Below are 25989 nucleotides of genomic sequence, written 5' to 3'. Positions count from 1 at the left end.
GCCAAACTTGGGGCGGTGCAGTTCCATCGCATCGCGCAGGACGTAGAGCAGCATGGTGTTCGCCTCAACGTTGACATCCTGCGTGCTGCCGTTAACTTTCAGCTTCAATTTACTTGTCATTTCCTCAACTTTCACTCATCCATGGCAATCTAGGCTAGATAACAATTAAATCCACAACACTATAAGTTTTAAAATCAATTGAATTGACAAGAAGCAAAAACTAATTACACACAAGATCGCCTCAAGGCACCTTATAGTCGTCCCTTTATTCATGGTGCAACACGCTATGGAGGGTGGCATACACAAGCTATACGAGCGCGCATACACACTCCTTTCCATCGTGTTGTTTAGATCGTTTAGATTAAACACGTGAATTAGTAGACTTGTCAAGGAATCCATCTACGCTAGGCGCAGCCTCCTTAATCTAGAATTATTGGTATTTGTTCAGCTGATTTGTGTGTAATTATCACTATTCTCATAACACCACCAAAAGGTTTACGAAATTAGAATAGCCAAAATTTTTTAAATTGACAAATACACTCAATATACGATTTATGAAAAGTACAAATCTTATGCAAAGAGAAAAGCCTTCGAGTTGTTTACACAATTCGAAGGCTTTAAATTTTAATTTTCTTATTTAATTCAAGGAATTACTATAAGATATATCCAGAATAATTTAACACTAATTACTTTATGTCATTCAGAACGGAATATCGTCGTCCATATCCATGATATTGGCTGCAGGCTTTTGCGCGGGGCGCTGCTGTTGCGGTGCCTGGCTGCGCTGCTGGGGTGCCTGGCGTTGTTGCGGAGCGGAATAAGACTCATCGCCACCAAAACCGCCATCGTCCATGCCGCCAGTACCTGTACTTTCGCGACCACCCAGCATTTGCATCTGGTCTGCCACGATTTCAGTTGAGAAACGGTCTGCGCCCGTGTCCTTGTCCTGCCACTTGCGGGTTTTCAGACGGCCTTCGACATAAACCGGGCGGCCTTTCTTGAGGTATTCACCGGCGATTTCCGCCAGGCGGTTATAAAACACCACGCGATGCCATTCGGTTTCCTCACGGCGCTCGCCCGAACTCTTGTCTTTCCAGTTTGAGGTAGTGGCAATGGAGACGTTGCAGATGGCCGCGCCATCTGGTGAATAGCGAATTTCCGGGTCGCGTCCCAGATTGCCGACGAGTATGACTTTATTGACTGATGCCATGGTTAAATCCTGACTGTAGATGGTAATCAGGACAGTATATTAACTGCCCTTACCGGCTTGCACAATTGGGTCATTATAGCCACCGCGGGCTTTACGTAGGAGATTTGAAGCTTCTGGCGGTAAAGAACCAGACGGCAGCCAGTGCCGCGCCCATGAGAAAAACCGCCGGTACGCCCGTGTAGCGGGCCAGCAGGCCGCCTACCGCGCCCCCGGCGGCAACACCCAACGCCTGAGACATATTATAGAACCCAAGGGCCAGCCCCTTGTGCTCTGCCGGGGCTACGCGCGATACCAGAGACGGCTGCAACGCTTCCAGAATATTGAATGCCACGAAATAACCCACGAAGAGCACCACAATGGCGGCAAACGAATGGGTCGCAAAAGCCATGATGGCCATGACGATTGCCAGGCCGGCTACGCTCCACTCCAGGCTCTGCTTGTGCACGTGCCGCGTTTCCGTGTAGAAAACGACCGGCACCATGGCCACAAATGAGGCCAGAATCACGGGCAGGTAGACTTTCCAGAGCGTACCGGTAGTCAACCCACCTAACCCGATCAGCAGTGGCGGCGCCACCACGAAAATGGACATCAGGATGCAGTGCAGGCAGAACACGCCAAAATTCAGTCGCAAGAGATCGCCATTTTTCAGGACATCTTGCGCACGTGACTGGATGGCGGGCGTCTGCAAGGGGACGACCGGTACAATAAAAGTGGCCAGCAGCAGGCTGACAAAGCCCAGCAGGGAAATAACCCAGAACAAGCCCGACAGGCCGCTATATTCGACCAGCAGGGGCGCGAGCACCAGCGCCAGGGCAAACGAAATGCCAATGGAGCCGCCCACCATGGCCATGGCACGGGTGCGCACTTCCGGGCGCGTCGCGTCTGCAACCCAGGCGGTAATGGCCGCGGAAATCGCGCCCAGCCCCTGGATGGAACGGCCTATCACAACGCCGGTCACCGAATCACTAACCGCGCAGACGATACCGCCGATAATGAACAGCACCATACCGGCAATAATCACGGGGCGGCGTCCGAACCGGTCCGAAGCCATGCCCAGCGGAATCTGCAAAATGGCCTGAGTCAGGCCATACGCACCAATGGCTGCCCCCACGAGGACTGCATTGCTGCCACCGCTCAGGCTTTTGGCAGCATCGGCGAAAACCGGTGTCAGCAGAAACAGGCCCAGCATGCGAACTGCAAAAAGCAACGCCAGCGTCGTGCTGGCACGGCGTTCAGTGGGCGTAAGTTTGAGTTTAGCCGGTTTGGCAGCATCTGCTTGAGCGGGTTGACTTGGCGCAGCGGAATTCATTCAGCAAATAAAAAGACAAAGTGGGAGGAAGGTATAACTGGGATTGACACCTGCGTTATAGTAATGGATTAGTCCGAGAAAAACCCAGTTCGTTCAACAGGAAAAGATAATTTCATGGATGCCATCCGCATTCGCGGTGCCCGTACGCATAATTTAAAAAATGTGTCGCTCGACCTCCCCCGTCATAAACTGGTCGTTTTGACCGGTTTATCCGGTTCAGGCAAGTCTTCGCTTGCCTTTGACACATTGTACGCAGAAGGGCAGCGCCGCTATGTGGAAAGCCTGTCGGCCTATGCCCGGCAGTTCCTGCAACTGATGGACAAGCCCGACGTGGACCTGATCGAAGGCCTGTCGCCGGCGATCTCCATTGAACAGAAGGCGGCGGGCCATAACCCCCGCTCCACTGTCGGCACTATTACCGAGATTCACGATTATTTGCGGCTGCTGTACGCCCGCGTAGGCACGCCCTACTGTCCCGTACATGGCGAACCCCTGCAGGCGCAGTCGGTTGCGCATATGGTGGACCACATTCTGGCCATGACTGCCGACACGCGCATTGCCATCCTGGCCCCCATCGCGCGGGAACGCAAGGGCAGCTATGAAGACGATTTTGCCCAGTTGCAGGCCCAGGGCTTTGTACGGGTGCGCATCAATGGCCAGATGACCGAGCTGGAGCCGCGTCCGGTTCTGAACAAAAATGAAAAGCACTCGATCGATGTGGTCATTGACCGCCTGCGAGTGCGTGAAGAAAGCAAGCAGCGCCTGGCCGAAAGCATAGAAACCGCGCTCAAGCTGGCAGATGGTCGCGTGCTGGTGCTGGATATGGACAATGAACGCGAACAGCCGTTTTCCATTCGCTATGCCTGTCCGATCTGCAACCATGCCCTGGCAGAGCTGGAACCACGTCTGTTCAGCTTTAACAACCCGGTGGGCGCCTGTCCGACATGCGACGGCCTGGGGCATACCTGGTTCTTTGATCCGAAACGGGTCGTGGCCTTCCCTACTCTGAGTTTGTCCAGCGGCGCCATCAAGGGATGGGACAAGCGCAACGCGTTTACCCACTCGCTGCTGACCAGTCTGGCGGCGCATTACGAATTCGATATGGATGTGCCTTTTGAAGAGCTGCCGCCCGCGATCCAGAAGACGGTGCTGTATGGCTCGGGCAGCGAAGAAATTTCATTTGTGTACCTGAACGACAAGGGCCGCGGCTCGGTCAAAAAGCATGCGTTCGAAGGCATTATTCCCAATCTGGAGCGTCGCTGGAAGGAAACCGATTCCAATACCGTGCGCGAAGAACTGGGCAAGTACCGCAGCCTGCAAGTCTGCCCCGATTGCGGCGGCTCGCGCTTGCGCGAAGACGCCCGGCATGTGCTGATCGGCAATGAACCTCGTGGCGGTTCGCGAGTGGGCATGGCGATCTATGAAGTGGAAGCAATGGCGCTGTCCGAATGCCTGCACTGGTTTGAAAACCTGAACCTGACTGGATCCAAGCAGGAAATTGCCGACAGAATTGTGCGGGAAATCCGTGCCAGACTTGAGTTTCTGAATAATGTCGGGCTCAATTACCTGTCGCTGGACCGCAGCGCGGACACCATTTCCGGCGGCGAGGCGCAGCGTATCCGGCTGGCCAGCCAGATCGGATCAGGACTGACGGGCGTCATGTATGTACTGGACGAACCCTCTATCGGGCTGCACCAGCGCGATAATGACCGGCTGATCAAGACTCTTGCGCATTTGCGCGATTTGGGCAACAGCGTCATTGTGGTCGAACATGATGAAGACATGATCCGCTCTGCAGACTGGGTGGTGGACATGGGCCCGGGCGCGGGAGAGCACGGCGGCCAGATTATTGCCGAGGGCACCCCGGACCAGATTGCCAATGATCAAGCGTCGCTGACCGGGGCTTACTTGAGCGGGCGCATGCGCATCAAGGCGCATAACCCGCGCAAGCTGGATAAGGAGCAGGCATGGCTGAAAATACGTGGCTGCTCGGGCAACAATCTGAAAAACGTCGAACTGCAGGTGCCTGCAGGCAAACTGGTGTGCGTCACGGGTGTATCCGGTTCAGGTAAATCCACCCTGATCAACGACACGCTGGCAACGCTGATGGCGCACGAATTACATCGTGCCCAGACCGAGCCCGCCCCCTTTACGTCGGTAGAGGGGCTGGATCACTTTGACAAGATCATCAATGTGGATCAAAGTCCTATCGGTCGCACGCCGCGCAGCAATCCAGCCACGTATACCGGGCTGTTCACGCCAATCCGCGAGCTGTTTGCCGGTACGCCAGAATCGCGCACCCGCGGCTACGATCCCGGGCGATTTTCCTTTAACGTCAAGGGCGGCCGCTGCGAGAGTTGCCAGGGCGATGGCGTTATCAAGGTTGAAATGCATTTTCTGCCCGATATGTATGTCCCTTGCGATACCTGTCATGGCAAACGCTATAACCGCGAAACGCTGGAAATCCGCTATCGGGGCCGCACCATTAGCGATGTGCTGGATCTGACGGTGGAACAGGCGCTGGAATATTTCAGCGCGGTGCCGGTGATCAATCGCAAACTGCAGACCCTGATGGATGTGGGCTTAAGCTATATCCGGCTGGGCCAGTCTGCCACCACGCTCTCGGGCGGTGAAGCGCAGCGCATCAAGCTCTCGCTGGAACTATCCAAGCGCAGCACAGGCAAGACCATGTACATTCTGGATGAGCCCACGACCGGTCTGCACTTTGCCGATATCGCACTATTGCTCACCGTGATCAACCAACTGGTAGATTCGGGCAATACCGTTGTGGTCATTGAGCATAATCTGGATGTGATCAAGACCGCCGACTGGGTGATTGATATGGGTCCCGAAGGTGGCCAGGGTGGCGGACAGATCGTGGCAACAGGAACACCGGCCGATATTGCCGCCAGCCCGAAGAGCCATACGGGACGTTACCTGAAGCCGCTACTGGAAAGAGAAAAGGCCTGATCGATCGCTCCTGATCAATAGCTGGTCATGCCTGAGCAGCGCTATTGGCCACAGACCCGCTACGGCCCTGCGCAGCCATGCCTGTCGCTACCGGGCTGCCTCGGTGTAGTTGCGCAGCTCCTTGCGGATGATTTTTCCGGTTGTGGTCATGGGCAGCGCGTCGACAAAATAAACGCGGCGCGGGTACTCGTGCGCAGCCACGCGCGTTTTGACATGATCCTGGATTTCTTTCTTGATGGCCTCCGATGGCGCCACGCCTTCGTTCAGCACGACAAAAGCGGTGACCGCTTCGGTGCGCTCGTCATCGGGCAGCCCCACCACGGCAACCATGCTCACCAGCGGATGTCCAAGAATGCAATCTTCGATGGGGCCAGGGCCAATGCGATATCCCGCACTGGTGATCACGTCGTCATTGCGCCCGACAAAGCGGAAAAAACCCTCTTCATCCCGAACGCCCATATCTCCCGTTACCAGGAAGTCGCCGGCAAATTTTTCCCGGGTGGCTTCCGGGTTGTTCCAGTAGCCCAGAAACATAACCGGATCGGGACGTCTGACGCCGATATTACCCTCGGCACCGTCGGGCAGCACCTGTCCCTGGTCGTTGACAATCTGCACATCATGGCCTGGCGCGGCCTTGCCCATGCTGCCTATTTTAGGCTCGAACAGATCGGCGCAGGACGACACCAGCATGTTGCATTCGGTCTGCCCATAAAATTCGTTGATGGTAATGTCCAGATTGCGCTGCCCCCAATCGATCAGCTCCAGCCCCAGACTTTCACCCCCGCTTGCGATGGAGCGAAGCGCCAGCGGCCAGCGGTCACGCGGATTCTCCAGCCGGCGCAGCATTTTGAGTGCCGTTGGCGGCAAAAAGGTGTGGGTGACCTGGTGCCGCGACATGATATCGAACGCGGCTTCGGCAGTAAATTTGGAAAAACGGCAGGCCAGTACGGGAATGCCGTGATGCAATGACGGCATAAGGACATCAAACAGACCACCGATCCACGCCCAGTCGGCAGGCGTCCACATGACCTTGGCGTTTTCGGGAAAGAAATTGTGGGAAATTTCAACGCCGGGCAAATGCCCCGGTAGAATCCGGTGCGCATGCAGGGCCCCTTTGGGCTTGCCGGTTGTGCCCGAGGTATAAATGATGACCGCAGGGTCATCGGCCAGGGTGCGAACCGGCTCAAAGCTATCGGGCTGCTGTTGCAGCGATGGCCAGAACGCCAGCGTTGCCGGTGTATTTTGCGTGGCGTCGATATCCACGATGGTTTTCAGTTCAAGCAAGGGCGTTGCAATAGACCCCAGCTTGGCTACCCCTTCTGTATTGGTTACCAGGACCCGTGCGCCTGAATTGGACAGACGGTAGGCCAGCGCATCGGAACCGAACAGTGAAAAAAGGGGAATGGCAATGAGCCCCAACTTGTAGCAGGCAATATGCGCAATGGCTGTTTCAATGCCCTGGGCCAGCAAAATACCCACCCGATCGCCTCGCGCCACCCCAGCCTGTTGCAATACATGCGCGAACTGGTTGGAATAGGCTTTCAACTGGTCAAAGGTGTAGTACTGGATATCTGCAGGCGACTTCTCGTGAATGATGGCAAGACGACCGGTCCCGTCGGCCCATTTATCACAAACGTCAACGCCGATATTGTAGTGTTGCGGCACATTCCAGTGGGTAGCCGATACTGTTGCGGCATAGGTTGCATGGCGTGTAAGCAAGACAGGTCTCCTTTTCTTTTAATTGTATATCGGTTCACTGTCATCGCTTATACGTCATTGGTGTTTTTCATACTCTCGGAAACCCGTAATTGCTTTGTGGTCCGCCGGTACTCCGACGGCGTCATGCCCTGCATATTCAAAAATGCCGTGGCGAAATTGGCGGCGTTGGAAAACCCCACCTCTTCGGCAATGGTCAGTGTGCGCAACGACGTGGTAGCCAGCAGGTGCTTAGCAGTGCGCATACGTAAATCACGAATGTACTCAAAGGCGCTGCAACCGCAAACATTGCAGAAAGCGCGATTCAAGCGCTTTTTATTCATGGATACCAGCGCTGACAATTTGGGCAGACTCAGATCTTCCGACAGATTGTCCTGCGCATATTGCATGACGATGCGCACGGCGACTTCATCATCGCTGTCAATGGTGCCGGTATGCTGGTCCTGACCTGGGGACAAGAGCATAGACGCCCGCTGTTGCCGTACGCTGTGCAATCGTTGCGAGATATTGGCATGAATGCGGATTCGCGCCACCACTTCGTCATACGGATGGGCTTTGGATATGAAATCGGAAGCGCCATATTCCAGGGCCTGGATGCGTGATTGCGGATCATCCAGATCGCTGTAAAAGAGCACGGGAATATCTGTAGTGAGTGTGTTCGCCTTGAGCCGACGACATAGCGGAATACCTTCAAGCCGGGGCAGATGCAACTCCGAAACAATGACATCGGGCTGCAGCGTAATGGCTTTTTCGTATCCCTGCAGCCCGTCAAATGCAACTGTGATACGGAAGGCAGCACTTCGCATGGCGGCAAGCACGCCATGCAAACTCTGCATATTGCCATCGACAAACAGAGCATGGGGGCTGCGCAATGGTGGGGCCGGACTGTCCATAGGATTTCGCTTGACTATCTAAATTGAAAATGCGAAATCATTTTCCAACAAGATGCGAAGTTCCTATTTTGAAAAGACTCTTGATGCTTTTTGAAAAAAGAATGAATTGTGCTTTTATGAATAATTCTTAACGTCAGTCAATCCAGTTTGCCATGCAATACCTCGGCTTATACGACAAACAGACGCTTGTATTCTTTGATCGCGTAACGATCGGTCATCCCGGCAATATAGTCGGCAATGGCGCGCGCCTGCCTGCGCTCATCCTCGTGCCGGTAGTCTGCCGGCATCAGCCGCGGATCGTCCACAAAGGCCTTGAACAGCGATTGGACAATGGTGCTGGCCTTGTTGGCCATGCGCATCACCTTGTAGTGGCGATACAGATTATGCATCAGAAAGGATTTGAGCTCGTCGGCCTGCCTGCGCATGGTGTCGGAAAACTGCAGCAACGCCGGGGCTTCCGTCACATCTTCACGTGTCTGAATTTTATGAATGCGCAGATTGTCCCGGGTCGTGTGGGTCAGGTCGACGATCAGGGCGTTGATCATGCGCCGGATAATCTCGGCAATGAGCCGGCGCCCAGTGACATCAGGAAACAGACGGCTCACTTCATCATGGTAGGTGGCAAACAATTGCACCTGGCGCATTTGTTCAATTGTGATAAGACCCGAACGCAGGCCGTCATCAATATCATGATTGTTATAAGCGATTTCATCGGCAAGATTGGCCAGTTGCGCTTCCAGGCCCGGGCGCTTTCTGTCGATAAAGCGCTGCCCCACGTCGCCCAGCTGGCGCGCGTGTGACAGTGAACAATGCTTGAGAATTCCCTCGCGGGTTTCAAAGGTAAGGTTCAGGCCGTTGAACGAGGCATAGCGCTCCTCCAGCTCATCGACCACCCGCAGGCTTTGCAGATTGTGCTCGAAGCCACCAGCCCCCGGACGCAGGGTCTGCATGGATTCGTGAAGTGCATCCTGTCCGGCGTGGCCAAATGGCGTGTGACCCAGGTCATGGGCAAGCGAGATCGCTTCGGTCAGGTCTTCGTGCAGTTCCAGATTGCGGGCCACAGCCCGCGCAATTTGCGCCACTTCCAGGCTGTGAGTCAGCCGGGTGCGGAATAAATCACCTTCGTGATTAACAAAAACCTGTGTTTTATATTCGAGCCGGCGAAAGGCCCCGCTATGGATGATGCGGTCACGGTCGCGCTGGAAAGGGTCGCGCGCCGGGTCGGCATCTTCCTGATGCTGGCGCCCTCTGGAGAGGGCCGGATGGGTCGCGTAAGGCGCTAGCATGGTGACTGTCATGTTTTACGCCCGGGCGCCGGACAGATCAGCAAGCTGGGCCGCGCGGCGATCGATGGCAACATCGCCGACCGTGGCGCTGAGCGTTTCCTGCACCTGCTGCAATGGGGCGGCCTGCACCACTGCCTGACCAATGGCCGGCATGAGTACATAACGTATTTCGCCGCCTTCGGTTTTTTTATCGCCCTGCATCAGGTCAAGCCAGGTGCTCTCACCCAGATCCGGCGCAATATCCGGACAGCCGATGGCGCGCACCAGCGCACGCACCCTTGCGATGTCCGTTTCAGGCATACCCAGCACCTTACCCGAGAGCACGGCGGCCTGAACCAGCCCGCAAGCAACCGCCTCGCCATGCAGCCAGGTGCCAAAACCCAGGCCCGCCTCGATCGCATGACCGAAGGTGTGGCCCAGGTTAAGGATGGCGCGCAGACCGGTTTCCTTTTCATCTTCCGAGACGACCTGCGCCTTCAGTTCACAGCAGCGTGCAATGGCGTAGGCCAGCGCGTCTGCGTCAAGGGCCACCAGTTGCGCAACATTGCTTTCGCACCATTCAAAAAACGCACGATCCAGAATCAGGCCGTATTTAATGACTTCGGCCAGCCCGGCCGACACTTCACGGGCAGGCAGGGTGCGCAGGACATTGATGTCGATATCGACACTGACCGGCTGATAGAACGCGCCGATCATGTTTTTGCCCAGCGGGTGATTGACTGCCGTTTTGCCGCCTACCGAGGAATCGACCTGGGCCAGCAACGTGGTAGGAATCTGCATATAGCGGATGCCACGCATGTAGGTCGCTGCCGCAAACCCGGCCATGTCGCCGATGACGCCGCCGCCAAGCGCCAGAACGACGGCACGGCGATCCAGTTTTTCGGTCAGCATGCGATCGTAAATGGTATTGAGGGTATCGAGCGACTTGAAGGCTTCGCCATCGGGCACGATGATGGTGAGCACCGGTTTGTTCAGGCCGGCCAGTGCCTGGCGCAGCACCTCTCCGTACAGCCCGTCCACGACAGGGTTGCTGATGACGACCAGCCGCGTTGCATTGGCGGGGACCGATTCGGCAATGTGCTGCAGGCGCCCCGGCGCAATGTGAATGGGGTATTGTCCGGCAGATGTAGCGACGTTGACTGGGGCCATCAGATTCTTTCACCTCGTTGTTGGTAATCTTTCAATAGACGGTCAATAGCGTCGAGCACCGTATTGATGGAGCCATGGCTGGTTTCGACCGTGAAATCGGCCAGACTCTCGTAAATGGGTTCGCGCTGTTTTAACAGTTCCACGATACGCGCTTTGGGGTTGGCCGTCAGCAGCATGGGGCGGTTTTTATCCTTTGCGACTCTCCGAAAGAGTTCATCGCTGCCCGCCTTCAGATACAGCACGATACCGCGTGTGCGCAGCAGTTCCTGATTCTCGGGCGCCACGACGGCGCCGCCGCCGGTGGCCAGGACCACATCGCGACGCAAGGTGATATCCTGCAGCACCTGGGTTTCACGACGCCGAAAGCCGGCTTCGCCCTCAATATCGAAGATGGTTGGAATACTGACCCCGCAACGAGCTTCTAGCTCGTGATCAAGATCGAGAAACTCCCGACCCAGCGAGCGGGCCAGGCCTCGGCCGATGGTCGTTTTGCCGGCGCCCATCATGCCGATGAGGAAAATGGGCGCCTGACCGGTGTGGCGGACATGGGAATTGTCCTGTTCTGTATGCTGCATGTACGTAAAAAGGTTTTTCTCCCGGTTACGCCGGGGCGTGAAAATACAGACGTTCTGTGACCGTTGTCAAAGAAATGACACCATGTTTTCAAGGATTTGTCGTTTATTTGTTGCAACATAGCACATGTACACCACACAGCACAATTCAGTTACAGAAAGAGCCGAAAATTTCAGCTTTTCCCGCTAGAAGGTATTAAAATTGCCTGCGATGAGTACACGTAAACCCAACTCCCCTCGTAAAACTGTGCAGCGCCCGAGCGCAGGCTCGCGCATAGGCCGGTTCCTTTTTCAATCCGTCATCTTCTGCATTGGCCTTGGGCTTTGCGGTTTGTTGCTGGGTACCCTTGCCGTCGCGCTGACCTGGCCGAACCTGCCGGATCTGAAGGCGATGACCGATTATCGCCCTCGGGTACCGTTGCGCGTGTACACAGCAGACAAAGTCCTGCTGGCCGAATACGGCGAAGAACGGCGTAACGTCTTGCGCTTCAACGAAATTCCGGATGTCATGAAACAGGCCCTGCTGGCCGCAGAAGATGATAACTTCTACAGCCATGGCGGTGTCGACTGGTCGGGCGTAGGCCGTGCGGTGATTGCTAACGTGGTTTCCGGCGCAAAGGCGCAGGGCGCCAGCACCATTACCATGCAGGTTGCACGAAACTTCTACCTGTCCTCGGAAAAGTCCTTTATTCGCAAGTTCTATGAACTGATGCTCACCTACAAGATCGAGCAGAACCTGAGCAAGGACCAGATTCTTGAGCTGTATCTGAACCAGATCTACCTGGGGCATCGTTCTTACGGTTTTGCCGCCGCTTCCCGCACATATTACGGCAAGCCGCTGTCGGAAGTAACTGTTGCCGAAGCCGCCTTGCTGGCCGGCATTCCCAAGGCGCCTTCCCGCTTCAATCCACGCGCCAACATGAAACGTGCTGTCGCGCGTCAGCATTACGTGCTCGATCGCATGGAAAAGCTAGGATACATTACGCCCGAACAGCACCAGCAGGCCATGGCCCAGAAAATCGTCCTGCGTGACAATACGCAGGAAACACCGGAAACTAACGTTGCCCGTCATGGTCAGTACGTCGCCGAACTGGCCAGGCAGCTCATGTACAACGTGTACAAAGACAATGTGTACGGACGTGGCCTGAGCGTTTACACGACCATCCGCTCGGAAGACCAGGAAGTGGCCTATCATGCGGTGCGCGAAGGCATTATGTCGTATACGCGAAGAAAGCCCTATCCGGGACCCGCAGCCCAGGTTGACCTGCCCGACGGGATCGAGAACGATACGGAACGGTTTGATCTTGCCCTTGAAGAGATTCGCAATAAGCACCGCGACAGCGATGACCTGGTCACGGCCGTGGTGCTCTCGGCCAGCGCCAACAAAGTGGTTGCAGCGCGCACGCCCGAGCAGATCTACGAATTGAGCGGCAAGTCGTTGGGCTATGTAAAACGGGCCCTGGTCAAGAGCGGGCCGGTGTCCCGCCGGATCCAGCGTGGTTCAGTCATTTATCTGCAAAAAGTGGACAACGCCTGGACGATTATCAATATGCCAACGGTCGAAGGCGCGTTCATTTCCCTGAATCCGCAAAACGGCGCGATCGAATCGATGATCGGCGGGTTCGACTTCAACCGCGGCGATTTCAATCGTGTTACCCAGGCCTGGCGCCAGCCCGGTTCTACCTTCAAGCCCTTCGTGTATGCAGCAGGCCTTGAACGCGGTATTACGCCGGGCACCAATATTTCGGATCAGCCCTTTCATCTGAGTGCAGCCCAGACGCGCAGCAAGCCCTGGAGCCCGAAGAACTACGGTAATTCGTACACCTACAGCCAGACAATGCGCCAGGGTTTGTACAAATCCAAAAACATGGTCTCCATCCGCATTCTGCAAACGGTGGGCCCGGAGTTTGCCAGCGAGTTCATCTCCCGCTTTGGCTTTGATCCCGCACGTCAGCCGCCCAAAAGCGCATACCTGACCATGGCGTTGGGCGCCGGCAGCGTGACGCCGCTGCAAATGGCCAGCGCCTACTCGGTTTTTGCCAACGGCGGTTATCGCGTCAATCCTTACATTATTGATTCTGTGGTGGATATTGCCACAGGACGCGTCATCATGAAGGCCCAGCCAGCCGTGGCTGGCGATGAAACCAAGCGCGTACTGGATCCCCGTACGGCCTATGTAATGAATGAACTGCTGCGTGGCGTGGCTAAATCGGGCACCGCTGCCAGAACTCAGGCCACGCTCAAACGCAATGACATTGCGGGTAAGACCGGCACCACCAACCAGTCATTCGATGCCTGGTTTGCCGGATTCACCCCCAAGCTGGTAGGCATTTCCTGGCTGGGCTTCGATCAGCCCAAATCACTGGGTGACAAGGAAACCGGGGGCGGTGCGGCTATGCCGATCTGGCTCACATACATGCAAACAGCCCTCAAAAAAGTACCTGTGACCGCGCCAGGCCCGATGCCTGAAGGGCTGGCCAAGGTGGGTGACAACTATTATTTCTCTGAATTCCCACTGGGCAAGGCATTGGCCAACATCGGTGTGTCGGGCAGCGGCGCTCGGGACCCGAATGCTGCCAAACCGGCCGGCTCTCAATCGGGTGACGCCATCGGCAAAGCCCTAGAGTCGTTCAATCCCATGGGCGGCCCGCCTATACGGTTTTAAACGGCCTTAAGACGGTCTCCGGCTGCACTGGACGGATCTGAGGATCTGAAGGAGCGAGCCCACGGTTTGACCAGAAATATGAAAAGGACTCATGCACATCCCATGCATGAGTCCTTTTTATTTCCATTTTTACTTCGGCATGGCCGGACACGATTCAAAGCGCTGCAAACCCGGCGCAATAGCTCGGATCCAGGGCAACACGGCTCAAAATACGATTCAGGGGACGCGTGCCCCACGCCTGGCCCACGCATCTGACTGGAAATGGCAAGAGCTTCGTATGGCGCCTGGTGCGGTGCGCCACTGGGTGCGGCACATGGCACACAGGCCGGATACCACCACGATTGTTATCGCGGCGACATCCGGCCTGCATTATAGCGGTTTTGCCGCGCAGCCCTCAGAGGGTAATGGTGAGCGCGCGACTGGTAATGTCGGAAAAAATGCTGCTCAGGTTATCCTGCAGCGTCGTTCCTGACCGGGTGTCTACCCAGTTGGTGTTATCGAACTTGTAATGAAATCCACCGGAAGGCGCAGCTACCCACATTTCCTGGAGCGGCGCCTGACTGTTGACCACCACGTGGGTTTTCTGATTGAATACGATAGTGAGTACCTGACCGCTGCGGCTGGCATCCAGATCAATATCCAGCGTTTCAAACCAGTCGTCGACCTGTTCATGGATCTTGTCAAGGAGGGCATCTGCGCGTGCAAGAAATTCTGATTCAGTCATAATATGGTTCTGTAAAAAATTTAAAGGGTGTGCCGTGTCTGCGCCAAGTATAAAACGCCTTGTAGCCATTATTGTAACCCTCCTTGTCGGGAGTGTGGGTTTAACGGCTTGCGGCTATAAAGCGCCACTGTATCTTCCCACAGCCGAGCAAAAGCAGAAGTTGCAAGAGCGCGAAGAACGCATCAAGGCGCGCAAGGCGAAGGCCGAAGCAGAGAAAAAGGCCAAGCAACAAGCCGCCAGTGATGCCGCCGCCAGGCAGCCCGCTAGCGGCACCAGCACAACTGCCGCACCGTGATGGCCCATTGCTGGCGCGCCGCAAAGCGCTTGCGTTGTGATCCTTGGCGGCGTGACCTGCCTCAGCCTGATCCTTATTGCAGCATGGGACAGGTCACAACAGCCAGCTCAATGAAAGCGGGCAAGCGCCCGGCCAGCAGCGCCTGACACCGTGATGTCATTTCTACTTTCATAACTATGGCATTATCTGTGCTTACCCCATTTTTCTGTCATCTTCGTATGGCATCACCCTTTTAATTGTTTCATTAACTACTGTTTATCATGTCTGAACTGAATGCCCCGGCGGGTGCACCCTTTTTTCATTACGACGGCTCGCAACTCATGGCAGAGTCTGTCTCTGTGTCCGAGCTGGCAGCACGCTACGGCACACCACTGTACGTTTATTCCCGCGCGGCGCTCAAAGCGGCCTGGGAGTCTTACGCACAGCCGCTGGTCAATCGCAACGCACTGGTCTGTTTCGGCATGAAAGCCAACTCCAACCTGGCCGTATTGCAGCAATTTGCGCAATGGGGCAGCGGTTTCGATATCGTTTCCGGCGGCGAACTGGCCCGCGCCCTCAAAGCAGGCGCCCGGCCCGACACCATTGTTTTTTCAGGTGTAGGCAAGCAGGATTGGGAAATAAAAGCCGCGCTGCAAGCGGGTGTCAAATGCTTCAATGTGGAGTCTACCGACGAGCTGGAACGCATTTCCCTGATTGCAAGCCAGCTTGAATGCACCGCGCCGGTCTCCCTGCGCGTGAACCCGGACGTGGACGCCAAGACCCACCCTTATATCTCCACCGGCCTGAAAGACAACAAGTTTGGAATTGCAATTGAAATAGCAGCGCAGGTATACCAGCGCGCAGCCGTACTGCCTGGCATCCGGATCGTCGGCGTCGATTGTCATATCGGCTCGCAGATCACACAGATCGAGCCCTATCTGGATGCGCTGGAGCGCCTGCTGAATCTGCTCGATACCCTGGCTGGTCTGGACATCAGACTGGAACACCTGGATATTGGCGGCGGCCTTGGCATCCGCTATCAGGACGAAACCCCCATTGCCCCGGCCTTGCTGCTGGACAAGGTGTTCGCGAGGCTTGAAGACCGAGGTTATGGGTATCTACAATTGATCATGGAGCCCGGACGTTCGCTGGTTGGTAATGCCGGCATCCTGGTGACCCGGGTACAGTACCTGAAACATCACGAAAGCAAGAATTTTGCCATCGTGGATGCTGCCATGAACGATCTGCTGCGTCCCACCCTGTACGATGCCTGGCATGGCGTGTTGCCTGTTGCCCGCCCGTCGGACACGAGCGAGGCGAACGACACGACACAAGCCCGCGTATACGACATTGTTGGTCCAATCTGTGAAAGCGGCGACTGGCTGGCGCGCGACCGCCAGTTGCTGTTGCAGCAAAATGACTTGCTGGCGATCGAATCGGCCGGCGCTTATGGCTTTGTCATGTCAGGCCAGTACAACACGCGGCCACGCTGCGCAGAAGTGATGGTCGACGCTGATCAGAGCTATCTGATCCGCCCCCGCGAAACCGTCGAAGAGCTGTTCGCTTCGGAGCAGATGCTGCCTGATTGATACCGCCAGATACGGGCTATTGCCCGGTGAATAATGCAAAGCGAGTGCCACAGTTCGGCATTCGCTTTTTTCATTATGGCAGGTGAAAGAAGGCCCTCGGTAAAGGACCATGGCGCGCCTGGCGCGAACGCAGCCCAACTGCTGGACTGTCTGTGGCCCAGCCCCCACTCATGCAGCGCGATCACGCCTGTCAAACAGGATAAGAGTGCCATCGGCAAGGACAGGGGGCGAGGCGCCAGGCGTCTGCGCCGCGCTATATTGATTCGGGTTACGTTCTTATATCCGAATATATAAATAAGTATTATCTATTTTACGTATAAGCATTCCTTATATAGAGTGGTCATATCTGATCCCCTATTTCCGACTTTGGTCATCTATGTCTGCCGTCTACGCCTCAATCCCCTCATCCCCAACGCCCGTTGGCCAGTCCGCGTCGTCTGAATCGTCTTTCGTGATCCGCCCTCTGGCCGCGCCACTTGGCGCAGAGGTGCTGAATCTGAACCTTGATCAACCGCTGCCCGACGAGGCATTCGCACGCATCAGACAAGCCTTTTCCGATCACCATGTGCTGGTGTTTCGCAAACAGGACATTACGCCGACGCAGCATGTGCAATTTAGTCGTCGCTTTGGACCGCTGCAGATCCATGTATTGAGGCAGTTCCAACTGCCTGGCCATGAGGAAATCCTGCAAATATCCAATATCCGGGAAAACGGCAAGCCGATCGGCCTGGGCGATGCCGGTGCTTTCTGGCATTCCGATCTGTCTTACAAGGCGGTGCCCAGCCTGGGTTCGCTGCTGCATGCCCGCGAGCTGCCCGACACCGGCGGCGATACCCATTTTGCAAATATGCATCTGGCCTGGGAAACCCTGCCTGCATCGCTGCAGAAGGTATTGCTGCCTCTTAAGGCAGAGCATAGCTACGTCAAGCGCTACGCAGAACAGCGCGCCAAGGCGCCATGGCGCCCGGCACTGACGCAGGCGCAGCTGGATGAAGTGCGGCCGGTGGTGCATCCGGTGGTCACAACCCATCCTGAAAATGGTCGCAAGACCCTGTTCGTAAACGAACACTTTACCTCGCGTATCGTCGGTCTGCCGCAGGACGAGAGCGAGGATATTCTGCAGCAACTGTTTGCGCATAGTGTCCGCCCCGAATTCATTTACACCCATCAATGGCAGAAAGACGATATGGTTTTCTGGGATAACCGGTCGGTCATCCATCTGGCCGGCGGCACCCCCGACGATCAACGGCGCCGTCTGAACCGGACCACAGTGGAAGGGGCCGTGCCAGTTTGATCACAAATGTGTTGATCCCCGGCGCAGCCTGTTTGGCCGGGCCCGGCCCATGCGCCTGAACTGGCCGCGGCATCGCTGCGGGACAGTCTGAATCGCCGGTGCAACACTGCCCGTACCTTGTTCTGATTCTGCCCATCGACATGCCGCATGCCCGGCGGCCAATAACAATATTTCAATCGTCACCTTAGCCAGAGAGCCCATCATGATTACCAATCCTGCCAAACGCCCGCTTCGTTTTCTGTCAATACGTACCGCAGCGCTTCTACTATCGGCCTGCGCGCTTGTCAGCACCACGGCGCATGCTGAAGGCCAGTTGCGCATCGCTGAACAGCATGGCATCGTGTATCTGTTGCTGCAGGTTGTGCAGGATCAGAAACTGATCGAAAAACACGGCAAAACTGCAGGCCTTGAGATCAAGCCTCAATGGGTCAAACTGTCTGGGGGCGCCGCAATTAACGATGCCCTGCTATCTGGCTCGATCGATATCGCAGGCGCCGGTGTCGGCCCACTACTGACGATCTGGGATAAAACGCGCGGCAAATACAATGTCAAAGGCGTCGCCTCTTTGGGCAACTTCCCCTATTATCTGATCAGCAATAATCCAGACGTTAAAACCATTGCCGACTTCGGCGATAAGGATCGCATTGCGTTGCCGGCAACAACCGTATCGGTCCAGGCACGCATCTTGCAACTGGCCGCGTCCAAACAATGGGGCAAGGAAGCGTTCAAACAGCTGGATCGGCTGACGGTAACGTTGCCCCATCCCGAAGCGACCGCCAGCATCATCAAGGGCGGTACGGAAATCAACGCTCATTTTGCCACGCCCCCCTATCAGGAGCAGGAACTCAAAGGCAACAAGAACGCACATATCGTTTTGAAATCCTATGACGTGCTGGGCGGACCGTCGACCTCAACGGTGCTGTATGCCACAGAAAAGTTTCGCCAGGACAACCCCAAGACCTATGGCGCCTTTGTCGAGTCGTTAAAAGAAGCCGCGGCGTTTATCAAGGCCGATCCTGAAGGCGCGGCCGATGCGTATATTCGAACGGCTAAAAGCAATATCGATCGCAACCTGCTGATTGAAATCATCAAAAATCCCGATATCCAGGTCAAGCTGGCGCCGGAAAATACCTTCCCGCTGGCTCAGTTCATGGGCGATGTCGGCGCCATCAAGAATCGCCCGGCGTCCTATCAGGATTACTTTTTTGACGACGAACACAACCACAATGGCAGTTGAAATATGGCCCATGCACTGAAAAACACCGCATTGCGACTGGCTGCCGCGTCTGAGCAAACGCTGTCAAAACCCCAGAGCGCTGGCCACAGCGCGTCCATCCATCCGGCAGACCAGGACGCTTTGCAGCATGATCATGCTTCGCGGCAAGTCAGCCTGCCAGAGGCCCTGTTCCGTGCAGAGCGGGTAAGCCTGCAGTACGAGACAGGCAATGCCATCGTACAGGCCACGCGCGAGGTCAGTTTCTCCATCTACAAAGGCGACCGGTTCATTTTGCTGGGCCCGTCCGGCTGCGGCAAATCCAGTCTGCTCAAAGCGGCGGCCGGATTTATCAAGCCCAAATCGGGCGCCTTTACCCTGAATGGCCAAGCCATTTCCGGGCCAGGGCCCGACCGTGTGGTGGTGTTTCAGGAATTTGATCAGCTCGCCCCGTGGAAGACGGTGCTGCAAAATGTCGTTTTTGCCCTGCGCGCGTCGCGTACGCTGGATAAGGTACAGGCAAGGGAACGCGCCGAGCATTATTTGCACCGGGTCGGGCTGGGTAGCTTCCTGCATGCCTACCCGCATACGCTCTCGGGGGGCATGAAGCAGCGCGTTGCGATTGCGCGTGCATTGGCGATGGAACCGGCCGTGCTGCTGATGGACGAGCCGTTTGCCGCGCTGGATGCGCTCACCCGGCGCAAAATGCAGGAAGAATTATTGCAATTGTGGGACGAAACCCGGGTCACATTGATGTTCGTGACCCATTCCATAGAAGAAGCCCTGGTGGTCGGCAACCGGATTTTGCTGCTGTCGCCGCATCCGGGCCGAGTGCGTGCAGAGATCAACAGCCATCAATTCAGTATGGATAGTGCGGGCAGCGAGCAGTTTCAGGCGGCAACCAGCCGTATTCACCGCCTTCTGTTCGAGCAGCTGCCTGCGGCCGAATCGGATTCCACCCTTGCCGAGCGTTCCCATGAACCAGCCTAGCATGCGCATTGAACCGCCCTACCGACCAGAGTTCGAGTATCCACTGTCGGCACTGGCGCCGACGGCACAGGCCGAGTCGGTTCGCGAACCCCTGAGCCTGGCACATCGCCTGCTCAATCATGACGGCATACGTAAAATCCTGATCCTGGCAGTGCTGGCGGTGATCTGGGAAATAGTCGGTCGCTGGCAGGACAATGAGCTGCTTCTGCCGACATTTACCGCCACCATTGGCGCCATGTGGGCTGATCTGGTCAATGGCGAGTTGCCGGCCCGCATGGCGATCTCGCTGTCGGTGCTGCTGCAAGGCTATGCATTGGGTGTGATACTGGCCTTTTTTCTGACCACGTTTGCCATTTCCACCCGCCTTGGCCGGGATGTCCTGTCCACCCTTACATCCATGTTCAACCCATTACCGGCCATTGCCTTGCTGCCGCTGGCGCTCATGTGGTTCGGGCTGGGCACAACCAGCTTGTTGTTTGTACTGGTCCATTCAGTTATGTGGCCGCTGGCCCTCAACACCTTCGCCGGGTTTCAGAGCGTGCCGCAAACGCTGCGCATGGCAGGACAGAACTACGGGCTGCGCGGACTCAGGTTTGTCTGGCAGATCCTGATTCCGGCCGCGCTGCCGTCCATCGTGTCCGGCCTGAAGGTTGGCTGGGCCTTTGCCTGGCGTACGCTGATCGCGGCAGAAATGGTCTTTGGCGCATCATCCGGCCAGGGCGGCCTGGGCTGGTATGTGTTCCAGCACCGGAATGAACTGGAAACCGCGCAAGTGTTTGCCGGACTGGTCATGGTTGTGATCCTGGGCCTGGTGGTTGAAAACCTGGTCTTTACGACCCTGGAGAAAATGACGGTGCGCCGCTGGGGCACGCAGCAGTAACCTGCGCAAGCGCCCGCCGGCGCGGCGCATAGAAATGAATTGATGATTTTCCCTGTTGGGATACCCGGTTGCCGTATAACTGGGTATCCCTTTTTTTTGGCTGGTCGGCGCTGGCCGCCAGCAGCGGCTTACAGCTCTCCGTAAGAGTGCAGGCCCGACAGGAAGATATTGACGCCCAGGAAGGCAAAGCTGGTAATAACCAGACCAACCAGCGCCCAGTAGGCCGCAAAGGTGCCGCGCATGCCTTTCATCAGGCGCAGGTGCAGCCAGGCCGCATAATTGAGCCAGACGATGAAGGCCCAGGTTTCTTTCGGGTCCCATTGCCAATATGTTCCCCAGGCATCGGCAGCCCAGAATGCACCCAGGATGGTGGCCACAGTGAAAAAAGCAAAGCCGATGGAGATGGACCGGTACATGATATCGTCCAGCACTTCCAGCGGCGGCAATTTAGCGGCAATAACGCGACGCCCAAGCAAAATGGCAGCAACGATGGCCAGACTACCCAGAAAGTAGACAAACCAGAAGCCCATATTGTCTTTGTCACGGAAAATGAACAGCTCCGACACCATGGCGCCACCCACAACCAGCAGCGGAATCATGGGTTTCCAACTGGTGGTGGCACCATGCTGCTTGACCAGATAGGCAAAACCGACCATCGCGGACAGTGCAAAGGAACCATATCCAATGAAATTGGCCGGCACGTGCAGTTTCATCCACCAACTGCGCAAGGCGTTATTCAATGGCGTAATCACTGCCGCGTCACGCTCGAATGTGTACCAGAGCAGGAAAATGACCGCAGACGAGATGACCAGCAACACAAAGCCGCCCAGGGCGCGCGTGTTGTAGCGTCTCTCGTAATACAGGTAGAACAGGGCCGTGATCAGGCAGAACAGCACAAAGACTTCGTACAGGTTGCTGACAGGAATGTGCCCCATGTCGGGCGCGATCAGATGGCCCTCGCGCCAGCGCACCAGCAGGCCGGTAAAGCCGGCAAAAACGCCGGTCCAGGTCAAGGCTGATCCCATCCAGGCGCCGGTCGTACTGACAAATCCGATCCAGTAGCACACGGTGGCCATGAAAAACAGTGCGCACATCCACAAAATGGCCGATTGTGAAGAGAGCAGGTATTTGAGCAGGAAATTGCTTTCCGCATGTGCCAATTGGCCGTCATACAGCCATATGGCCAGACCGGCAGCCAGGGCACAGGCGATCATCAGCTTGCGCGCGGGCCGCCACAACCAGCCAATCCAGGTGGCCGCAAATGTCATGCCGACCAGAATGGCTTTCTCGTAGTAATCCATCGAGTCGGGGTACTGAATGATGGCGTAGATGGCCCCTGCCAGCAACACCAGCAGGAATAATATGTCGGAAAAGTCCGGTTTGCCGCGCAGCACGCGGCTGTCACCGGACTCGGTAATATTCTTTTCCCAATCGACCAGCTGGTCGGCGGCTCCTGATGCGGTCACAACGGTATTTGACATATTTGCCCCTAGGCTTTTTCGTTGCCGGTAAAGTAATGGCGGAAGCGCTCGAATTCACGATTGAAGTCGAGGGTGCGTTTTTGCGAGGTCATGGCTGCCATCATACGGCTATCCTGATCGTCCTGACCGGGCTTGACCCAGATCCAGATTCGGCGATCACGGATGTAGAACATGGAAAACACACCCAGTATCAGCAGGATTGATCCCCCATAGACCATTAGTTTACCCGGGGAACGCGTAGCCTGCAAAACAGTGGCCTGAATGTGCTGAAAGGTTTTCAACTGAAGAAACATGGGCGCCGGGTAGTTTGCCAGGTCAGAGACTGCGCGCAAGGAGAGGTCAAACCAGCGCGCCTGTGCCTGGGCATCTGGCCCCTCGAAAACGATGGGTGCAAGGCCTGCCTGTTCACGTGCCAGGTTGCGCAGCTCAATGGCACTGAATAACAGATACTCGCGCAGAATTTTCTTCATGGGTTCGCGCAACTGGGCAGGGACCCTGTCGCTTTCAGGCACACCCTCGCCTTCAACATATTTGTCGATACCGGTAAAGCCATCAGCCGCAAAGACACTGAGCGCGCGCTCGGCCAGCTGGATGATGACCGCTTTATCGATACGGCCATCCTGATTCTTTTCTGCATATGCCGTCGCCGCTTTCAGGCGCATCGTTTTGTCACTGAATGCTGCGCGCATGGCCAGAAATTCGTTGACAGTACTTTTACCATCGGCAGGAATTCGGACATAACGGAACATCGAGTCGCCGGGCAACTGCATGCCTATGAGGAAAACCGGTGAGTCTTCAAGCATGACCGGCAACATGTAGTTATTGAACTTGATGGACTGGTTGCGATCATCGGTCAGCGTATAGGACACGCTGGGACCAATGTTGCGCAATTTCTTTTCATTCCTGCCGGCAGCGCTGCCGGTCACCGCCAGAATGTCTTCCTGGAACGTTTTGGGCTGGGCCGCGCCCGGATTCGGAGCGGACAGATCTTCGACGTTGATGGGTTTGAAATCATCAAAGATCACACTGTAGTTTTTGCTCTGGCCATTGAGCGTTGTGGTCACGCGCGTCTGCTCGCCGACAACGCCCGACAATTCAAACGGCGCGCTGTGGTTGCCCGCCAGTGGATAGCCGGTCACGGAAACCTTCGAGCCGCCGTCATGAAAGCTTGACTGATACAGCGTAATGCCGTGCATCTGGAACGGATGATTGACTTCGATGGTTTCATTGGAGACCTGGCCGGTTTCCTTGTCTGTAATCGTCACTTCGCTGGCAAAGCGCTTGGGCATGCCATTGGTTTCGTAGTACTCGATGATAAATTTATTGAGCTTGATATCGAAGGGCAGCATTTGCAAATACTGCCCGCCGCTGAGCGCCAGAATCCCGGTGTTGGACGAATTGCCCTCGGCGATGGAGACATTGCCGCGAAAACTGGGGTTGCCCGGCGAAAAACGTGCCGCCTCGGGCACATCGGAAACGAAGCGGGCGGTGTCGGGAATGGGTTGCTTGCTGCCCAGCCAGATTTGCAGACGGTTGGGCAGCTCGCTGTCGAGCAGCCCGCCGATACAGACGATCACAATGGCCGAATGCGCAAAAATATAGCCCAGCCGATTGGCACTGCCCTTTTTGGCCGCCAGCAGCGTGCCGCTGGCGTCGGTTTTTTCCTTGACCGCATACCCTTCTTTTTTCAGCCACTTGCGGACCCGCGCGAGTGAGGCAGCCGAGGTAAGACCGGTTTGAATATCGATGCGGTGCGGAAAGGCACGCAAGCTGCCTTCGCGGATGTACTCGCGAAACGAACGCATGTCCTTGAGCATTTTGGGCGCATTGCGAATCAGACAGATGCTGGTGGAGACCACCAGGAAAGTCATGATGAGCAGAAACCACCACGTGTTGTAGACTTGCGCCACGCCGAATTTGCTGAAAACCGCATACCAGTACATGCCGAACTGGTCGGTGTAAGTCAGGTCAGGCTGATTTTGCTGCAAAACCGTGCCAATAATGCTGGCCACGCAGATAAACATGAGCAGGCTCACAGCAAAACGCATGGAGCCAAGCAATTCAACGAGCTGGGCGCCCCAGGCTCTGGTAGTTGGTCTAGATACTGAGTTTGTCATAAGAAAAAGGGGCACACGATGCGCGTTACCCCTTCTTTGACCCGTTGTTACGGAAAAGTTCCATAACGCGGGTCAGAAATTGTTGGTCGCGGCCAATTGCCAGGCTGCCGCTGACCGTAAGGCTGTTGATCAGCGAATGCCGGCTGCGTAATCAGCAACGGCCTGGATGTCTGCCTTGTTCATGCGGTTGGCAATTTTACCCATCATGTTTTCTGCACCGCCCTGCGTGCGATAGCCGTCAGCAAAGGCATGCAACTGGGCTTCCAGATATTCCGGATGCTGACCGGACAGACGTGGGAAGGCCGATGGGATACCCTGGCCGGTCGCGCCGTGGCACGATGCACAGGCAGGAACGCTACGCTCGGGGATACCGGCACGCCAGATCTGGCGACCACGTTCGACCACTTTCCGGTTCTCGCCCTGCTTGGCCTTGGCAGGCTGGGTCAGTTGCTGTTTGCTCAGGAAGACTGACAGATTCTGCATGTCTTCCTTGGTCATTTGTGCCACGATAGGTGCCATGGCCGTAGGTTTGCCGTCTGGTGTGCCGCGGATAACCTTGTCGGCGGGTGCTTTGAAGTGTTCAAGCTGAAGCGTGAGGTATTCATGAGGCATGCCGGCCAGATTCGGGTACATGGCAACGCCACTGTTGCCGTTGGCGCCATGACAGGCGACACAGGCAAGAATGCCGCGAGCAGTATCACCCTTTGTATAGAGGGCCGCGCCTTTCTCGGCGTCAGGAACAGCGGATGCAGCAGCGGCCTCTGCGCCGAAAGCTGCCGTACCGAAGGCCATACTAGCCAGAACGCTGCCGGCTACAAGAATGTTTGTTAAAACTCGCTTCATGAATATCCTCTGTGATCCCATGGATCTGGGGCGCACTTTAGCAGCCACGGCCCGTATTTTAAAAGACAAATGCGTATAAACACGGAAGTATAAACCTCAAACATGAATTTAGGCATTTTTTGGCCTAGCAATTATACAATAGAGGACGAATCTTTTTTTGCCGGAACCCTTTGTGTCAATATTACATCGCGCCTCGTTTTACACTTCAGCCGCCCGGCTCGACCAGTTGCCGCCGCCAGGGGCGCCTGAAGTCTGTTTTGTGGGCCGCTCCAACGCCGGCAAATCCTCAGCTATCAATGTGCTGGCCAACCAGAGAAAGCTGGCGTTTTCAAGCAAAACACCAGGACGCACCCGGCTGATCAACCTGTTTGGCATTCCCGATCCGCTGGATCCGGAGCAGCCGCTTGGCTTTCTGACCGACTTGCCCGGTTACGGGTATGCTTCTGTCGCCCGCGACGCCCGCGAAGAATGGGCTGAAGTGCTGGGCGCCTATCTGCGCCAGCGCACCTCGCTGGCTGGCGTCGTGCTGCTGATTGACATCCGCCGTGGCGTGACCGATCTGGACAGACGCCTGGCCAACTGGATCGCGCCTACCGGCAAACCCGTGCTGGCGCTGTTGACCAAGGCAGACAAACTGCCCTACGGACAACGCATCAAGGCGGTCTTTGCCGTAAAAAAGGAGCTGGCCGATATCGGCGCCCTGAATGCGGTGCCGTTTTCCGCCACGCAACGCATCGGGCTGGAAGAGGCCGACCACAGCATCGTCAACTGGATTTCTCCGCAGGTCGTCCCCTGATTGCCAGGCTTTCCGTAA

General features: G+C 56.1%; 20 protein-coding genes. 9 read left to right on the top strand and 11 right to left on the bottom strand.

The features are described 5' to 3' along the window. Nucleotides 1-700: 700 nt before the first annotated feature. Both ssb and EV681_RS12590 read right to left on the bottom strand, forming a co-directional pair. Nucleotides 701-1210, bottom strand: a complete 510-nt coding sequence (gene ssb, locus EV681_RS12595) for a single-stranded DNA-binding protein (protein ID WP_128393150.1) — start codon at nt 1208-1210, stop codon at nt 701-703. A gap of 91 nt (nt 1211-1301) precedes the next feature. After that, entirely contained in the window at nt 1302-2519 is a 1218-nt protein-coding gene (locus EV681_RS12590; RefSeq protein WP_130304179.1) for an MFS transporter, read from the bottom strand. Between the two features lie 114 nt (nt 2520-2633). On the opposite strand from EV681_RS12590, the gene uvrA reads away from it, so the two are divergent. Further along, nucleotides 2634-5489 (top strand): excinuclease ABC subunit UvrA, encoded by a 2856-nt coding sequence (uvrA, locus tag EV681_RS12585; protein ID WP_128393152.1) that lies wholly within the window; start codon nt 2634-2636, stop codon nt 5487-5489. Nucleotides 5490-5576: 87 nt separating this feature from the next. Here uvrA and EV681_RS12580 read toward each other — a convergent pair whose 3' ends face one another. The 5 genes from EV681_RS12580 to EV681_RS12560 form a co-directional block, all read right to left on the bottom strand. Then, entirely contained in the window at nt 5577-7208 is a 1632-nt protein-coding gene (locus tag EV681_RS12580; protein WP_130304178.1) for an acyl-CoA synthetase, read from the bottom strand. A 47-nt stretch (nt 7209-7255) separates the two neighbouring features. Beyond that, nucleotides 7256-8098 (bottom strand): response regulator transcription factor, encoded by an 843-nt coding sequence (locus EV681_RS12575; RefSeq protein WP_130304177.1) that lies wholly within the window; start codon nt 8096-8098, stop codon nt 7256-7258. Between the two features lie 167 nt (nt 8099-8265). After that, nucleotides 8266-9396 (bottom strand): deoxyguanosinetriphosphate triphosphohydrolase, encoded by a 1131-nt coding sequence (locus EV681_RS12570; RefSeq protein WP_130304176.1) that lies wholly within the window; start codon nt 9394-9396, stop codon nt 8266-8268. Nucleotides 9397-9399: 3 nt separating this feature from the next. Then, a complete protein-coding gene (aroB, locus tag EV681_RS12565) occupies nt 9400-10533 on the bottom strand; it encodes a 3-dehydroquinate synthase (protein ID WP_128393156.1) in 1134 nt (377 codons plus the stop codon). Beyond that, entirely contained in the window at nt 10533-11108 is a 576-nt protein-coding gene (locus EV681_RS12560) for a shikimate kinase (protein WP_128393157.1), read from the bottom strand. The genes aroB and EV681_RS12560 overlap by 1 nt, the downstream gene beginning before the upstream one ends. A gap of 208 nt (nt 11109-11316) precedes the next feature. On the opposite strand from EV681_RS12560, the gene EV681_RS12555 reads away from it, so the two are divergent. Continuing rightward, nucleotides 11317-13770 carry a penicillin-binding protein 1A gene (locus tag EV681_RS12555; RefSeq protein WP_128393158.1) on the top strand — a complete coding sequence of 818 codons (2454 nt, stop codon included), beginning with the start codon at nt 11317-11319 and terminating at the stop codon, nt 13768-13770. 394 nt (nt 13771-14164) lie between these two features. On the opposite strand, the gene cyaY is transcribed toward EV681_RS12555, so the two are convergent. After that, nucleotides 14165-14494: an iron donor protein CyaY gene (cyaY, locus tag EV681_RS12550; protein ID WP_128393159.1), complete on the bottom strand. Its 330-nt coding sequence runs from the start codon at nt 14492-14494 to the stop codon at nt 14165-14167. Nucleotides 14495-14528: 34 nt separating this feature from the next. On the opposite strand from cyaY, the gene lptM reads away from it, so the two are divergent. The 6 genes from lptM (at nt 14529) to EV681_RS12520 (ending at nt 20734) form a co-directional block, all read left to right on the top strand. Next, complete coding sequence (gene lptM, locus EV681_RS22645; RefSeq protein ID WP_207227065.1) at nt 14529-14789, top strand: LPS translocon maturation chaperone LptM; 261 nt, start codon at nt 14529-14531, stop codon at nt 14787-14789. A gap of 260 nt (nt 14790-15049) precedes the next feature. Further along, the gene (gene lysA / locus EV681_RS12540; protein ID WP_130304175.1) at nt 15050-16357 is read left to right on the top strand and encodes a diaminopimelate decarboxylase; all 1308 of its coding nucleotides are present in this window, start codon (nt 15050-15052) and stop codon (nt 16355-16357) included. 376 nt (nt 16358-16733) lie between these two features. Then, the gene (locus tag EV681_RS12535) at nt 16734-17651 is read left to right on the top strand and encodes a TauD/TfdA dioxygenase family protein (RefSeq protein WP_207227064.1); all 918 of its coding nucleotides are present in this window, start codon (nt 16734-16736) and stop codon (nt 17649-17651) included. A 202-nt stretch (nt 17652-17853) separates the two neighbouring features. Continuing rightward, the gene (locus EV681_RS12530; protein ID WP_130304174.1) at nt 17854-18888 is read left to right on the top strand and encodes an ABC transporter substrate-binding protein; all 1035 of its coding nucleotides are present in this window, start codon (nt 17854-17856) and stop codon (nt 18886-18888) included. A 3-nt stretch (nt 18889-18891) separates the two neighbouring features. Further along, nucleotides 18892-19854 (top strand): ABC transporter ATP-binding protein, encoded by a 963-nt coding sequence (locus EV681_RS12525; protein ID WP_130304173.1) that lies wholly within the window; start codon nt 18892-18894, stop codon nt 19852-19854. Further along, nucleotides 19841-20734: an ABC transporter permease gene (locus EV681_RS12520; RefSeq protein ID WP_207227063.1), complete on the top strand. Its 894-nt coding sequence runs from the start codon at nt 19841-19843 to the stop codon at nt 20732-20734. The genes EV681_RS12525 and EV681_RS12520 overlap by 14 nt, the downstream gene beginning before the upstream one ends. A 128-nt stretch (nt 20735-20862) precedes the next feature. On the opposite strand, the gene ccsB is transcribed toward EV681_RS12520, so the two are convergent. The 3 genes from ccsB to EV681_RS12505 form a co-directional block, all read right to left on the bottom strand. Further along, the gene (gene ccsB / locus EV681_RS12515) at nt 20863-22215 is read right to left on the bottom strand and encodes a c-type cytochrome biogenesis protein CcsB (RefSeq protein ID WP_130304172.1); all 1353 of its coding nucleotides are present in this window, start codon (nt 22213-22215) and stop codon (nt 20863-20865) included. An 8-nt stretch (nt 22216-22223) separates the two neighbouring features. Then, nucleotides 22224-24332, bottom strand: a complete 2109-nt coding sequence (locus tag EV681_RS12510; RefSeq protein ID WP_423191206.1) for a cytochrome c biogenesis protein ResB — start codon at nt 24330-24332, stop codon at nt 22224-22226. A 129-nt stretch (nt 24333-24461) separates the two neighbouring features. Continuing rightward, nucleotides 24462-25175 (bottom strand): c-type cytochrome, encoded by a 714-nt coding sequence (locus EV681_RS12505; RefSeq protein WP_128393164.1) that lies wholly within the window; start codon nt 25173-25175, stop codon nt 24462-24464. A gap of 172 nt (nt 25176-25347) precedes the next feature. Between EV681_RS12505 and yihA the strand changes: the two genes are divergently transcribed. Then, nucleotides 25348-25971 (top strand): ribosome biogenesis GTP-binding protein YihA/YsxC, encoded by a 624-nt coding sequence (gene yihA / locus EV681_RS12500; RefSeq protein ID WP_128393165.1) that lies wholly within the window; start codon nt 25348-25350, stop codon nt 25969-25971. Nucleotides 25972-25989: the final 18 nt, after the last annotated feature.

Origin of the sequence: Advenella incenata (assembly GCF_004217095.1) — a bacterium.
GTDB classification, from domain to species: Bacteria; Pseudomonadota; Gammaproteobacteria; order Burkholderiales; family Burkholderiaceae_B; genus Advenella; species Advenella incenata.
The sequence above is the reverse complement of the archived record's forward strand: the minus strand, read 5'-3'. Positions and strand labels throughout refer to the sequence as shown.

Coding starts and splice junctions, on each gene's coding strand:
- EV681_RS12530 (WP_130304174.1), top strand. CDS start 17,854: ATGATTACCAATCCTGCCAAACGCCCGCTTCGTTTTCTGTCAATACGT.
- EV681_RS12535 (WP_207227064.1), top strand. CDS start 16,734: ATGTCTGCCGTCTACGCCTCAATCCCCTCATCCCCAACGCCCGTTGGC.
- EV681_RS12560 (WP_128393157.1), bottom strand. CDS start 11,108: ATGCAGCATACAGAACAGGACAATTCCCATGTCCGCCACACCGGTCAG.
- cyaY (WP_128393159.1), bottom strand. CDS start 14,494: ATGACTGAATCAGAATTTCTTGCACGCGCAGATGCCCTCCTTGACAAG.
- lysA (WP_130304175.1), top strand. CDS start 15,050: ATGTCTGAACTGAATGCCCCGGCGGGTGCACCCTTTTTTCATTACGAC.
- ssb (WP_128393150.1), bottom strand. CDS start 1,210: ATGGCATCAGTCAATAAAGTCATACTCGTCGGCAATCTGGGACGCGAC.
- EV681_RS12555 (WP_128393158.1), top strand. CDS start 11,317: ATGAGTACACGTAAACCCAACTCCCCTCGTAAAACTGTGCAGCGCCCG.
- EV681_RS12525 (WP_130304173.1), top strand. CDS start 18,892: ATGGCCCATGCACTGAAAAACACCGCATTGCGACTGGCTGCCGCGTCT.
- EV681_RS12520 (WP_207227063.1), top strand. CDS start 19,841: ATGAACCAGCCTAGCATGCGCATTGAACCGCCCTACCGACCAGAGTTC.
- EV681_RS12505 (WP_128393164.1), bottom strand. CDS start 25,175: ATGAAGCGAGTTTTAACAAACATTCTTGTAGCCGGCAGCGTTCTGGCT.
- EV681_RS12575 (WP_130304177.1), bottom strand. CDS start 8,098: ATGGACAGTCCGGCCCCACCATTGCGCAGCCCCCATGCTCTGTTTGTC.
- EV681_RS12590 (WP_130304179.1), bottom strand. CDS start 2,519: ATGAATTCCGCTGCGCCAAGTCAACCCGCTCAAGCAGATGCTGCCAAA.
- EV681_RS12570 (WP_130304176.1), bottom strand. CDS start 9,396: ATGACAGTCACCATGCTAGCGCCTTACGCGACCCATCCGGCCCTCTCC.
- ccsB (WP_130304172.1), bottom strand. CDS start 22,215: ATGTCAAATACCGTTGTGACCGCATCAGGAGCCGCCGACCAGCTGGTC.
- EV681_RS12510 (WP_423191206.1), bottom strand. CDS start 24,332: ATGACAAACTCAGTATCTAGACCAACTACCAGAGCCTGGGGCGCCCAG.
- uvrA (WP_128393152.1), top strand. CDS start 2,634: ATGGATGCCATCCGCATTCGCGGTGCCCGTACGCATAATTTAAAAAAT.
- aroB (WP_128393156.1), bottom strand. CDS start 10,533: ATGGCCCCAGTCAACGTCGCTACATCTGCCGGACAATACCCCATTCAC.